The following is a 13,558-nucleotide window of genomic DNA, read 5'->3' on the forward strand; positions in this document are numbered from 1 at the left end:
CTTAAAATTAGATTTCTCTATACGTGTATCAATAAAGTAATTAGAGCTTTTAAATTATAGTTCCCCTACATGTGTTATTTTTGTTTTGAAAAAGAAAATTTAAAGAGTTCGATAGATGAAAGGAGTTTTGTTTGTAAACCTGGGGTCGCCAGATAGCCCTACCGCAAAGGATGTTAAGCCGTATTTGGATGAGTTTTTAATGGATGGAAGGGTGATTGATGTTCCAATTATCTTGAGGAACATACTTGTAAGGGGAATAATTTTGCAGACAAGGCCAAAAAAATCGGCTCAAGCATATAAGAAAATCTGGTGGGAGGAAGGATCCCCATTAATTGTGATTTCTGAAAGGTTTACGGAAAAAGTAAAAAAACAAACCAAGATGCCCGTGGCTTTAGGAATGCGCTACGGTTCCATGACTACAAAAAAAGCCCTCCAGGAACTTAAGGATCAAGGTGTGGACGAGGTGCTACTTGTGCCTTTGTACCCACATTACGCAATGTCCTCCTATGAAACTGTGGTGGTTAAAGTGATGGAAGATCAACAAAATTATTTTCCAGAAATGAAATTGACCACCCTTCCTGCATTCTATAAAAATCCGGATTATATCAAGGTACTTTCCGATAGTATTGCAGAAGGCCTGAAGGATTTTGAATACGATCAACTTTTGTTTTCCTACCATGGGATTCCAGAAAGACACATCAGAAAATCAGATCCAACAAAATTTCACTGTAAAATAGATGGCAGTTGCTGTCAGATCAATTCCGTTGCACACCACACCTGCTACCGTCACCAGTGCTATGAGATGACCAAATTGGTCAGGGAGCACTTGGGCTTACCTGAGAATAAAGTGAGCGTTTCCTTTCAATCACGATTGGCGGGTGACCCATGGTTGAAGCCTTATACCGACTATGAGTTTGAGCGTTTTCCCAAAGAGGGCAAAAGGCGTTTGGCAGTAATTACGCCAGCCTTTGTTGCCGATTGTTTGGAGACCTTGGAGGAAATAGCCATGGAAGGGAAGGAACAGTTCGAAGAAGGTGGAGGAGAACACTACAAGCATATCCCATGTCTTAATGATAGTCCGGATTGGGTGAACCTCATGGCCCAATGGGTAAATGAATGGGAAGCTACTGAAACCCTGCCCTTATAATGGCCAAAGTGTCTTCGGAACAGTTGGGTTCTGAACCTATAGGGAAGCTGCTCATCAAGCAGGCCCTGCCGGCATCCATTGGTATTTTGGTGATGTCCCTCAATGTTCTTGTAGACTCTATATTTGTTGGTAATTGGATCGGTTCCATTGCCATAGCCGCTATAAATGTGGTGTTGCCGGTTTCTTTTTTTATAGGCGCCCTAGGGATGTCCATCGGAATCGGGGGTTCCAGTATTATTTCGCGGGCCTTGGGCGCAAACGATAAGGAAAAAGCCCTCAAAGTATTTGGGAACCAGATTACACTGTCCCTATTGGTAACTGTTGCCATGGTGTTCTTGGGGTTGTATTTTATTGATACCCTAATTCCTGCTTTTGGTGGTAAGGGTGATATTTTTGGTCCCGCAAAAATCTACTATACCATAGTCCTCTATGGTGTGCCTTTTTTGGCCCTGTGTATGATGGGAAATACAGTTATTAGGGCCGAAGGGAAACCAAAATTTGCCATGATTGCCATGATAATTCCGTCAGTCGGGAACCTACTGATGGATTATATTTTTATTTATCTTTTTGATTGGGGCATGGAAGGGGCTGCATGGGCAACTACTATAGGTTATTTCCTGTGTTTTAGTTATGTCTTTTATTTCTTTCTCTCCAAAAATTCGGAGTTAAAGATCTCCTGGAACCATTTTGGCCTGGATCGTAAAATTCTGAAGGAAATAGGGGCTTTGGGCTTTGTGACCATGGCCAGGCAGGCCGTTGTGAGTATTATATACCTTATAATGAACAATGTGTTGTTCAACTTGGGGGGAGAGGCCATGGTGGCCGTCTATGCCATTATTGGAAGGATGTTGATGTTCGCCTTATTCCCCGTATTTGGCGTAACACAAGGTTTTCTGCCTATTGCCGGATTCAACTATGGAGCTGAAAAATACGATAGGGTAAGGGAAACCATAAATACGGCCATAAAATATGCCGCCATATTGGCAAGTATTGTCTTTGTAGGCCTTATGATCTTTCCGGCGGAAATAGCCTCCTTGTTTTTGAGTGATAAACCAGGGATGACCCCTTCTGAATTGGCCATGAACGCCTTTGTCCTGGAAAATACGCCTGGCGCAATGAGATGGGTGTTTGCCGCTACCCCGATAATAGCCCTTCAACTCATAGGAGCGGCTTATTTCCAAGCTGTGGGCAAAGCCGTACCTGCATTGCTGCTCACCTTGAGCAGGCAAGGGTTCTTTTTTATCCCCTTAGTACTTATTTTGCCACAATACCTAGGTGAATTGGGGGTTTGGATATCATTCCCTATTGCAGATGTTCTGGCAACCATGGTCACCGGTTTTTTCCTACGTAGGGAAATTCGTACTAATTTAATCACAAAGATTTCGCCATAAATAGTTTTTATCCCTATTTTTAGAGGGACTAATTCTAATACAACCTTAAATGAAATCTTTCCTTTCGAAGATTGGCATATTCATGCTGATCGTCTTACTATTGCCATTCAACACAAACGCACAAAAAAAGAAGAAATCCTCAAGTTCGGATACCCAGTATCCTGAAGAGCTGTATTCCAGTTTGGAGTATCGTTTGATAGGTCCGTTCCGTGGTGGTCGTTCCGCTGCCGTGACCGGTGTTCCTGGAGAACCAAACTTATTTTATTTTGGCGCTGCCGGTGGTGGTGTCTGGAAAACTGACAATGGTGGCCGAGAATGGGAAAATATTTCTGATGGCTTTTTTGGAGGAAGCATCGGCGCTATTGAAGTAGCAAAGAGCGACCCCAATGTGATCTATGTTGGAGGAGGTGAGAAAACCTTGAGAGGGAACGTTTCTTCTGGATATGGAATATGGAAATCTGAAGATGCAGGGAAAACATGGGCTTCAGCTGGATTAAAGGATAGCAGGCATGTGCCCAGGATACGTATTCATCCTACCAATGCCGATGTGGTTTACGCCGCAGTTTTGGGGAATATATATAAACCAACCCAAGAAAGGGGTGTTTATAAAAGTACCGATGGAGGAAAAACTTGGATCAAAAAACTATACGTTAACGACCAAGCAGGAGCAGTGGATCTAACTTTTGATCCCAATAACCCAAGAATACTATATGCTTCAACATGGCGTGCCCAAAGGACCCCTTATAGCCTAAGCAGCGGGGGAGAAGGTTCTGCCCTTTGGAAAAGTACCGATAGTGGAGAAACCTGGAAAGAAATTTCTAAAAATGAAGGGTTTCCAAAGGATACCTTAGGGATTATCGGTGTAACCGTATCCCCTAAGAACAGTGAGCGTGTATGGGCCATAGTTGAGAACAAGGAAAAAGGAGGTCTTTACCGCAGTGATGACGGGGGTAACAAATGGACCCAAGTCAATGATGAGCGTAAATTGCGCCAAAGAGCATGGTACTATACCAGACTTTATGCCGATACCGAAGATGAGGATATCGTATATGTCCTGAACGTTAATTACCATAAATCTTCGGATGGTGGTAAAACTTTTAGCACTTTCAATGCCCCTCATGGGGATCACCATGATCTTTGGATCGCTCCGGAAGATTCCAATAGAATGATCATCGGAGATGACGGTGGGGCCCAGATATCTTATGATGCCGGGGAAACTTGGAGCACCTATTACAATCAACCAACTGCCCAGTTTTATAGGGTGACGACTGACAATTCGTTCCCGTACCGTATTTATGTGGCCCAACAAGATAATTCCACTATCCGTATCAACCACAGGAGCGATGGTTCCAGTATTGGTGAAAATGACTGGGAGGAGACCGCAGGAGGGGAATCGGCCCATATTGCAGTGGATCCTTCCAATAATGATATCGTTTATGGCGGTAGTTATGACGGATTCTTGACACGAGTAAACCATGAGACAGGTACCGTTAGAGGAATCAATGTATGGCCAGATAACCCTATGGGTCACGGTGCAGAAGGTATGAAATACCGCTTCCAGTGGAATTTCCCTATTATCTTCAGCAAGCATAACCCTAAGAAATTATATACTTTTTCCAATCATGTCCACGTAACCGAAAATGAGGGGCAGAGTTGGACATTATTGAGTGGGGATCTAACTAGAAACGATCCTACAAAATTGGTTTCCAGTGGGGGGCCTATCACCCAAGATAATACTAGTGTGGAATACTACTGTACCATTTTTGCAGCCAACGAAAGCCCTTTGAAAGAAGGATTGCTTTGGGTGGGTAGTGATGATGGCCTTATTCACGTTTCCAAGGACGGCGGACAGAATTGGGAAAATGTGACCCCGTCAGGGATGCCAGAATGGTCCATGGTGAACAGTATTGAGCCATCTGCTTTTGATGAAGGCACGTGTTATGTTGCTGCCACCCGCTATAAATTGGGGGATTTTCAGCCCTATTTGTACAAAACGACGGATTATGGTAAAACATGGACAAAAATCACTAATGGGATAGCTAACGAGCATTTTACCAGAGTGGTAAGGGAAGATCCTAAACGTAAAGGCTTACTTTATGCAGGTACAGAAACAGGAATGTATGTCTCTTTCAATGATGGGGCAAATTGGAAACCCTTCCAGTTGAACCTTCCTATCGTTCCTATTACTGATTTGACGATAAAAGACAACAATCTTATTGTGGCAACACAAGGGCGAAGCCTTTGGATTATAGATGACCTATCCGTTCTGCACCAGTTGAACGAATCAAAGAAAAATACAAATACAATTCTTTACAAACCTAAAGATTCATATAGAACCAAAGGAAGAGCGGCCAGGACACCATCAAAGACTTCTGGGATGAACCATCCGAATGGAGTCATCACGCATTTTTATTTAAAGGATGTTAAAGAGGAGGATAAGATTGCATTGACCTTTACCACAATGGCAGGAGACACCTTGAAATCTTACAACACAAGTGCCAAGGAAAAGGACAAGAAACTGACCGTAAAAAAAGGTGGGAACACCTTTGTTTGGGACACCCAGGGAAAAGGTGCCGAAGAATTGGACGGAATGATCCTTTGGTGGGCAAATCTGGAAGGTGCTAAGGCAGTTCCAGGAGATTATAAGGTACATTTAAATGTCAACGGGACAAATACCTCAGAGACCTTTACCATTTTACCTGACCCTAGGGCTGAGGTAGGCGTGGCAGACATGCAAAAGCAATATGATTTTGTGGAAGATGTAAATGCTACTGTGGACAGGGCACACCAATCCATTAAAAAGATCCGTAAGATCAGCACTCAATTGGATGCCTTTACCAAGCAGTATAAGGACAATGAAGCGACCAAGGACTTGGTTGAAAAGGCCAAAAAGATGAAAGCTGATTTTGAGAGCATAGAAAAGGCCCTGTACCAAACCCAAAACAGAAGCGGGCAGGATCCCCTTAACTTCCCAATTAGGCTTACCAATAAATTGGGACATTTGAACAGTCTGGTGACCATGGATGATTTTCCACCTACAGACCAGGACATTGTTGTTAAAAATGAACTGACAGCTGAGATTAACAAAGAATTGAAAACGTTCGATACCCTTGTTGATACAGAGATCAAAGCATTCAATGAAGCCTTTAATAATTTAAAGCTCAATTATTTATTTTTAGAATAATCACACAATTAAAAAGTCCCAAGAAATTAATTTCTTGGGACTTTTTTCTTTTAGTACCATTTAACCAGCCTATACCTTATGAAAAAACAGCTCTTACTCTTTGTTTTCTTGTTGCCTTTGACCATGGTTTTCACTCAAACAGCGGAAACATATTTTTCACCTTTAAAATATCGTAATATCGGCCCCTTTCGAGGAGGACGCTCGGTTTCAGCTACTGGTGTGGTCGGGGATCCCCTGACCTATTATATGGGTACAACTGGTGGTGGACTCTGGAAAACTGCGGATGCAGGGCAACGGTGGGAAAATATTTCGGACGGCTTTTTTGAATTGGGATCTGTAGGTGCAGTTGCAGTCTCCACTTCCAATCCCAATATCGTTTTTTGCGGTATGGGGGAGCATGCCCCAAGAGGGGTCATGACCTCCTATGGGGATGGGGTTTATAAATCTACCGATGCGGGTAAAACCTGGAAAAAAATGGGGTTGGAAAACACCCAGCACATTTCTAGAATTGTGGTGCATCCCACAAACCCGGATGTGCTATGGGTCGCCGCACAAGGCGCCCTTTACGGTCCAACAAAGGAGCGGGGCATCTATAAATCCACCGACGGGGGACTTAACTGGAAGAATGTGCTTTTTGTGAATGAGCTGACCGGAGGAGTTGAACTTTCCATAGATGCCAATTACCCGGAAGTGCTATATGCCGCTATGTGGCACCACCAACGTAAACCAAATATTGTAATCAGCGGAGGAGAAGGAAGTGGCCTTTATAAGTCGGTTGACGGGGGAGAATCCTGGTTTAAAATCCATAAGGGCCTACCCGAAGAAAAGGGTAAAATGGCCATTGCCGTGAGTCCGGCAAATTCAAATAAAGTATATGCTTTGGTAGAAAGTGATACGGATAAGGATCAGGGCGGACTTTTTGTTTCCGAGGATGCGGGAAAATCCTGGAATATGGTAAGCGGCGATAATCGTCTTGTCCAAAGGGCCTGGTACTACATCGAGGTCTTTGCGGATCCAAATGATGAAAATACTGTTTATGTGCTTAGTGCACCAGCCCTGCGTTCCCTAGATGGCGGAAAAACCTGGGAAACCCTCTCGGGGCCACATGGGGATTACCACGATCTATGGATCAATCCAGACAATTCTAAAAATATGGTCATAGCCGATGACGGTGGTGCCGGTATCAGTTTTAATTTTGGAAAAACATGGTCTACACAGAGCAATATGCCAACGGCACAGTTCTATCGCATCAGTACGGATAACCTATTCCCCTATAATATCTATGGTGGCCAACAGGACAATACTGCTATTAAAATAGCGAGCATGTCTACGGGCAGAAGCGGTATTACCCAAGAGGACTGGACCTATACCGCAGGTGGAGAAAGTGCCTTTTTAGCCTTCGATCCCAATAATCCAAGGTACGTAATGGGTGGGAGTTATCTCGGGACCATAGAGCTATTGGACATGGATTCCAAAGCTTCCACACAGATCATGGCAGCCCCTATTCAATATTTGGGACGTGCGGCTAGGGATATGAAATATCTCTACAATTGGAATGCGCCTATCATAAAGTCCCAACATGAAGCAGATACATACTACCATTGTGCCCAATTAGTGCTCAGAACACGTGATAAAGGGGTTACTTGGGAAGAAATATCCCCAGACCTTACACGGAATATGGACGACAAGCAAGGCAAAGGTGGCGGGCCGTATACCAATGAAGCGGTGGGCGCCGAAAACTACGGGACCATTGCCTATATGATAGAATCTCCTCACGAAAAAGGTGTTTTCTGGACCGGTAGTGATGATGGCTTGGTCCATATCACCAAAAATGGAGGCGAAAGTTGGGAAAATGTGACACCCAAGGGGCTTCAGGAATGTCTGGTAAATGCCATAGAGGTATCCCCCCACGAACCTGGGACTGCCTATATCGCCACCACTAGATACAAATTCAATGATTATACTCCTGGCCTATACAAGACCACAGATTATGGGAAAAGCTGGACCAGCATAAGTACAGGGATCCATTATGGTAGTTTTACAAGAGTAGTTCGAGAAGATACAACTAGAAAAAACTTGTTATATGCGGGAACAGAGAAGGGGATTTACCTTTCATGGAATGGCGGAAAAAATTGGGAAAGCTTCCAACTGAACCTTCCCAAAACACCTATTACAGATTTAAAGGTCCATAACGATAATTTAATTGTGGCCACTTCAGGCCGTTCTTTTTGGATTCTCGATGATCTTACCGCGTTATCCCAATATACGCCCAGTATAAAGGGGGCCAAGATTTTAAAGCCAAGTGCTGCATATAATGGCTCTTGGGGAAGTCCTTTAAGTGGTAGCTCGGAGGAATTCAATGGGACAGATGCTTTTGATGGGATCAATCCCGCGAATGGGATGGTAATTTATTATGAATTGCCAAAAATTTCCGATTCAACCAGCATCTCTCTGGAAATCCATGATGCCAATGGGAATTTGGTGCGGAGCATTAGTTCTGAAAAGGACCCTGAATATGTCAAGAACAACGGAGGTGGACCACCACCTGCTCCAATACTTTCAAAAAAGGAAGGTCTCAACCGCTTTGTTTGGGATATGAAACATCCTATAATGACCGGTATTCCCAATGTCTATATAGAGGCAAATTTTCGGGGCCATATGGTGCCTCCGGGAGACTATACCATTACTTTGAAGACTCCAAAGGAATCTGTAGAAACAACGGGTACCATCAAGGAAATACCCACCTATAATACTAGTCCGGGGCAATATGAAACCTATAACACCCTGATGTTGGCAATGGAGGAAAACCTATCCGATATGCATCAAAAAGTAAACCTTTTGTATGCGGTTCAACAGCAGTTAAAGGATATTGTATCGGAATTGAAAGCATCACCCGTGAAAACCAAGGGAGAAAATCTAATTGCACAACTCCAGACATGGGACGGGGAAATGGTACAACGGAAGTCCCAAGCGTATGACGATGTGGAGAATTTTCCCAATAAATTTACTGCCGAATACCTGTTTTTGATCAATCAGACCAGCAGTGATATCCCCAGGGTAAACCAATCTTCCGTAGATAGAAGAATAGAGCTGGATGCCCAATGGAAGATGCTGAACGAAAGAGCTGTAAAGCTTATAGAAACAGACATCCCAGAGTATAATAAGGAGTTGTGGAATGCGGGGATCGGTGCCATTAGAATAGCTGATTAAGGTCAGGAATTGGAATGTTGTTCAACGGCCAATGGAATATTTCCATTTGTTACTGAATATTTATTCCCGAAATTTGCGGGAACATAGGAGAACGAAATGCAAGACTATTACAATTATATAAAATCACTACATCTCATCTTTGTGATCACCTGGTTCGCCGGATTGTTCTATATCCCCAGGTTGTTCATTTATCATATAGAAGCATCACAGAAGGGTTCCCCGGAAAAGGAAATCCTCACAGAGCAGTTGAAACTAATGACCAAAAGACTGTGGTACATCATTACTTGGCCATCGGCCATCCTGGCCACTATCTTTGCCATTTGGTTGTTGGTCTTAATGCCGGTATGGCTGCAACAGCCGTGGATGCATATAAAATTGGGATTTGTGCTCCTGTTGGTCCTGTACCATCTTAAAAACCATCAAATATTCCGACAATTGCAGCGGGATGAGGTTCGTTATACCTCCAATTTTATGCGACTTTGGAACGAAGGGGCTACCTTGATCCTTTTTGCCGTGGTATTCTTGGTCATCCTAAAGAATACCTTTAATTGGATTTTTGGGGTTGTGGGCATCATTGTCCTTGGGGTACTTTTGATGTTAGGCATTAAGTTGTATAAAAGTATCCGAAGAAAGAACCCGAATGCCTGAGATGGTTCTTTTTGGGGCAGTTGCAAATGGCACCCTCCATTTGGCGTGATAATTGCTATATTTAGCATAAAATAGGACATTCTTGTTGACAAAACTATCGTTACGATCCCGGATATTTATCACTATGATCTTATTGGTGCTCATTGCATCCGTATTGATCGCAGGGGTAACTATTTATCAATACAGGGAACAATCCAAGGATTACCATGCAGATCGTTTGGAACGAAAGGAAGAACAGATCAAACAAAGTATCGTTTATACCATCCAAAAGACCACCTATCCGGTGACTACCGAGAATTTGGAATTTATCTTTATGGATGAGATTTATCAGATTGCCGATGTGCAAAATGTGAATTTCAACATTTATGATCTGGAAGGCCAATTGATAAAGAGCTCTAGACCTACCTTCGAAAGGGACTCCATTTCTACTTGTCTTTCTGCAGAAGTATTGAACAATTTGGCGGCTAGCACCGATGAGCGCTATGTAGAGGAAAAGAGTACGGCCGGGGATAAATACCAGGCGTCCTATACCTACATAACGGACACCAAATTTAAACCGGTCGGTATCCTTAATTTGCCCTATTTTGAGGACAATTCATTCAACAATAAAGAATTAAAGGAGTTCTTGATGCGCTTGGGTGGGGTATATTTATTGATGTTGTTAATAGCCATCGCACTCGCCTATTTTATTTCCAAATATATTACGAGGTCCTTGCAGACCGTATCCGATAAATTGAACCAGACCAATTTTGAAAAGCGGAACGAGAAGATCTTGGTGGATAATCCCAGCCAGGAAATAGGCAAGCTGATAGAGGCCTATAATGCCATGATCGACGAGTTGGAGCAGAGTGCCGTGAAATTGGCACGAAGCGAGCGGGAACAAGCATGGCGGGAGATGGCCAAACAGGTGGCCCATGAGATAAAAAATCCATTGACACCCATGCGCCTCAGTGTTCAGAGTTTTGAACGTAAATTTGATCCCAAGGACCCGGACATTGATCAGAAGGTAGATGAGTATTCCAAAACCCTTATTCAGCAGATAGATACCTTAAGTAATATTGCCTCTGCATTTTCGAATTTTGCCGATATGCCCGCACAACAGAACGAGACTCTGAATGTTGTTAAAATTGTAAAATTGGCGTTGGATATATTTCAGGAAGACTATATACATTTTGTTTGCGAAGAGGATGAGATAATTGCCAAGCTAGACCGTACACAATTGATAAGGGTGGTCACCAATTTAATAAAAAATGCCATTCAGGCCGTGCCTACAGTAGAGTCTCCGCGTATTTTAGTATCTGTGGCTTCGGAAGGAGCCCAAGTAAAAATCATGGTTGCCGACAATGGGGTTGGGATTGGGGATGAGTTTAGGGATAAGGTATTTGAACCCAAATTCACAACGAAGTCGAGCGGCATGGGTCTTGGTTTGGGGATGGTAAAGAATATTGTGGAAACATACAAAGGGACTATAGATTTTACTTCTCAAGAAGGAAAGGGAACGGTATTTACCGTTAGGTTCCCAAAAGAATAGTCATTCATCATATAAAGGGACTAACCTGTAGTAGGAAGACCAATTGAATAAATTACAACTGATAAAAAATAGAACAATGAGTTACGAGAACATATTGGTAGAGCAGAAAGACTCTAGAGCGGTTATTACCATTAATAGGCCAACTAAGTTGAATGCCTTGAATAAAGCCACTATTAAAGATCTGCAAGAAGCTTTTAAAGCATTGGATAAGGACAAGACCGTGAAGGCAATCATCATCACAGGAAGTGGGGAGAAAGCTTTTGTGGCTGGCGCCGACATTTCCGAATTTGCACATTTCAGTGAAAGAAAGGCACATAAATTGTCTGAAAAAGGGCAAGAACAACTTTTTAGTTTTGTAGAAAACCTTTCTACCCCTGTCATTGCTGCAGTTAACGGCTTTGCGCTTGGTGGTGGTTTGGAATTGGCCATGGCCTGCCATTTTAGGGTGGCAAGCGATAACGCCAAAATGGGACTACCAGAAGTCTCCCTTGGAGTTATTCCAGGTTATGGGGGTACACAGCGCTTACCTCAGTTAGTGGGCAAAGGAATTGCCATGGAAATGATTATGACAGCAGGGATGATGGATGCCCAAAAAGCACTGTCCCACGGATTGGTGAATTATGTGGTCACCCAAGATGAATTAATGCCCTTATGTGTGAAATTGGCAAGCAAGATATCGAATAATTCATCTGTGGCCATTGGTTATGCAATAAAAGCTGTAAATGCGGGTTTTAAAAATGATGTGGATGGGTATAAAGCTGAAATAAAAGCGTTCGGCAAATGTTTTGGTACTGAAGATTTTAAAGAAGGTACTTCAGCATTTTTGGAAAAACGCAAAGCAGAATTCCCCGGTTCATAACCAATCTTAAACCTACTATTTCTATGAAAACCAAGCTTATTATATTCTTTCTGTTGGCTTCCAACATGGTTTCACATGCCCAGAAAATGCCTGTTAGTTATGATGTTGGAGAACGGTACAGCGACCGCTACAAATATTCAAATCTACTGACCATTGCAGATGATGGGGAGGGAGGCTCAATTTTAGTGAGATCCTATTTTACCGGACTTATCCTTAGACCAAAAGGATTCTACATTGAGCATTATAATAAGGATCTGGAATTGGTTTCTGAATATAACTATAAGATTACCGATATAGATTTTGTGGACGGTTATGTAAAAAATGGCCATTTGCACCTCTTATTGTTAAAATATAACCAAGGCACTGCATCCTATGAATACATAATCCATTCCTCTTTCTTGTCGGAGATGAATTTTAAAGAAAATCTTATTCTGTCCATAGAATCGGTGGAGGTAGAGAATCCTTTGGACAAGAATTACTACAATAGGAATTTTGGTTCTGGGTTTACCACCTCAGTATTGTTCAATGAAGATAAATCGGCCTTTGCCATTACCACCCATTTTAAGAAACGAAAAGACAACCAGCACTACATCTATTTGTTCGACACCACTGGGACCAAATTGATGGAGTATGATTTTTCTGCAGAGATTGAAGATAAAAATTATGCTTTTGAAGATATCGCGATATCCGAGGATTTAAAAAAAGTGTATCTCATAGGGAAAGCGTATTTCAAGAAAAAGCGATTTTCGGCCACTGAAAGGAAGTTTCAGTATGAGTTATTGCTCATAGATGAAAACGGGGGTAAAACACAAACATTTGATGATCCCGGTAAATTTTCAGAAGCCCTAAAGACAATCCTCATTGATGACAAATTGGTATTTGTTGGTTTTTATGCCGATAGAAAGGACAATCGATACAATGGATTGGTCTATTTTGAAATGGATCCCACCTCCTTGGAACTCCTCCAGAAAAAATACCATCCTTTTTCCCAGCAATTTATGCTTGATAAGTTTGGAAAAGGAGAAGAAAGGGAGATTACCAACCTGATTTTTAAGGACGTTAGCGTCACCGAAGAAAAGGACATCCTTTTTAATGCGGAAGAGTATTTTGTGACCAAGAGCGTACAACAAGATGCGAGTGGAGCCCGCTTGCACATAGATAGATACCATTATAACGATATGGTAAGTGCCAAATTAAATGTTGCGGGAGATTTGATCTGGACCAGAAATATCAATAAATCGGAAGTGACCCAGAATGATGCGGCCTATGCTTCCTATAGTTCGTACACCTTGGGTAATGACACCTACTTTTTTATCAGTACTGCCAGTGAGAACCCACAACAGATGAGCAACGAGCGTATAATCTTTAGACAGGGATATAGTAGAAACAGAAATGTATTTTTGATCAAATTGGATGCCCAGGGTAATATGAGCTATGAAAAGTTCATTGATGATAAGGACGCCAGACTTCCATTAATGGTTTCTTTGCCCTATACAAACAAACAAGATAATAGCATGCTCTTTTATGCCAAAAGGGGATCCAAAAAGCAATTGGTAAAAGTATCGTTTAAATAAATTTTAAATAATGG

At 42.4% G+C, this 13,558-nt stretch carries 8 protein-coding genes; all 8 read left to right on the plus strand.

Annotated features, from left to right (window positions below):
• The first annotated feature begins 115 nt into the window (after nucleotides 1–115).
• The 8 genes from hemH to ABXZ32_RS05835 all read left to right on the plus strand — a co-directional run bounded on the left by hemH (nucleotide 116) and on the right by ABXZ32_RS05835 (nucleotide 13,544).
• A complete protein-coding gene (hemH, locus tag ABXZ32_RS05800) occupies nucleotides 116–1,147 on the plus strand; it encodes a ferrochelatase (protein ID WP_354617725.1) in 1,032 nt (343 codons plus the stop codon).
• Nucleotides 1,147–2,538 carry an MATE family efflux transporter gene (locus ABXZ32_RS05805; RefSeq protein ID WP_354617726.1) on the plus strand — a complete coding sequence of 464 codons (1,392 nt, stop codon included), beginning with the start codon at nucleotides 1,147–1,149 and terminating at the stop codon, nucleotides 2,536–2,538. The genes hemH and ABXZ32_RS05805 overlap by 1 nt, the downstream gene beginning before the upstream one ends.
• Nucleotides 2,539–2,587: 49 nt before the next feature.
• A complete protein-coding gene (locus ABXZ32_RS05810; RefSeq protein WP_354617727.1) occupies nucleotides 2,588–5,722 on the plus strand; it encodes a VPS10 domain-containing protein in 3,135 nt (1,044 codons plus the stop codon).
• A 78-nt stretch (nucleotides 5,723–5,800) separates the two neighbouring features.
• Nucleotides 5,801–8,932 carry a VPS10 domain-containing protein gene (locus ABXZ32_RS05815; RefSeq protein WP_354617728.1) on the plus strand — a complete coding sequence of 1,044 codons (3,132 nt, stop codon included), beginning with the start codon at nucleotides 5,801–5,803 and terminating at the stop codon, nucleotides 8,930–8,932.
• Between the two features lie 96 nt (nucleotides 8,933–9,028).
• On the plus strand, nucleotides 9,029–9,580 hold the full coding sequence (locus ABXZ32_RS05820; RefSeq protein WP_354617729.1) for a CopD family protein: 552 nt from the start codon (nucleotides 9,029–9,031) through the stop codon (nucleotides 9,578–9,580).
• A gap of 124 nt (nucleotides 9,581–9,704) precedes the next feature.
• Nucleotides 9,705–11,111, plus strand: coding sequence for an ATP-binding protein (locus ABXZ32_RS05825; protein WP_354617816.1), 1,407 nt, complete (start codon nucleotides 9,705–9,707; stop codon nucleotides 11,109–11,111).
• 76 nt (nucleotides 11,112–11,187) lie between these two features.
• On the plus strand, nucleotides 11,188–11,970 hold the full coding sequence (locus ABXZ32_RS05830) for an enoyl-CoA hydratase/isomerase family protein (RefSeq protein WP_354617730.1): 783 nt from the start codon (nucleotides 11,188–11,190) through the stop codon (nucleotides 11,968–11,970).
• Between the two features lie 23 nt (nucleotides 11,971–11,993).
• Nucleotides 11,994–13,544: a hypothetical protein gene (locus ABXZ32_RS05835; protein ID WP_354617731.1), complete on the plus strand. Its 1,551-nt coding sequence runs from the start codon at nucleotides 11,994–11,996 to the stop codon at nucleotides 13,542–13,544.
• Nucleotides 13,545–13,558 lie beyond the last annotated feature (14 nt).

It is taken from the genome of Sediminicola luteus, from assembly GCF_040566555.1.
Lineage (GTDB): Bacteria > Bacteroidota > Bacteroidia > Flavobacteriales > Flavobacteriaceae > Sediminicola.

Excerpts from the sequence above, each read along its gene's own strand:
- hemH (WP_354617725.1), top strand. The coding sequence starts at position 116 with ATGAAAGGAGTTTTGTTTGTAAACCTGGGGTCGCCAGATAGCCCTACC.
- ABXZ32_RS05805 (WP_354617726.1), top strand. The coding sequence starts at position 1,147 with ATGGCCAAAGTGTCTTCGGAACAGTTGGGTTCTGAACCTATAGGGAAG.
- ABXZ32_RS05810 (WP_354617727.1), top strand. The coding sequence starts at position 2,588 with ATGAAATCTTTCCTTTCGAAGATTGGCATATTCATGCTGATCGTCTTA.
- ABXZ32_RS05815 (WP_354617728.1), top strand. The coding sequence starts at position 5,801 with ATGAAAAAACAGCTCTTACTCTTTGTTTTCTTGTTGCCTTTGACCATG.
- ABXZ32_RS05820 (WP_354617729.1), top strand. The coding sequence starts at position 9,029 with ATGCAAGACTATTACAATTATATAAAATCACTACATCTCATCTTTGTG.
- ABXZ32_RS05825 (WP_354617816.1), top strand. The coding sequence starts at position 9,705 with ATGATCTTATTGGTGCTCATTGCATCCGTATTGATCGCAGGGGTAACT.
- ABXZ32_RS05830 (WP_354617730.1), top strand. The coding sequence starts at position 11,188 with ATGAGTTACGAGAACATATTGGTAGAGCAGAAAGACTCTAGAGCGGTT.
- ABXZ32_RS05835 (WP_354617731.1), top strand. The coding sequence starts at position 11,994 with ATGAAAACCAAGCTTATTATATTCTTTCTGTTGGCTTCCAACATGGTT.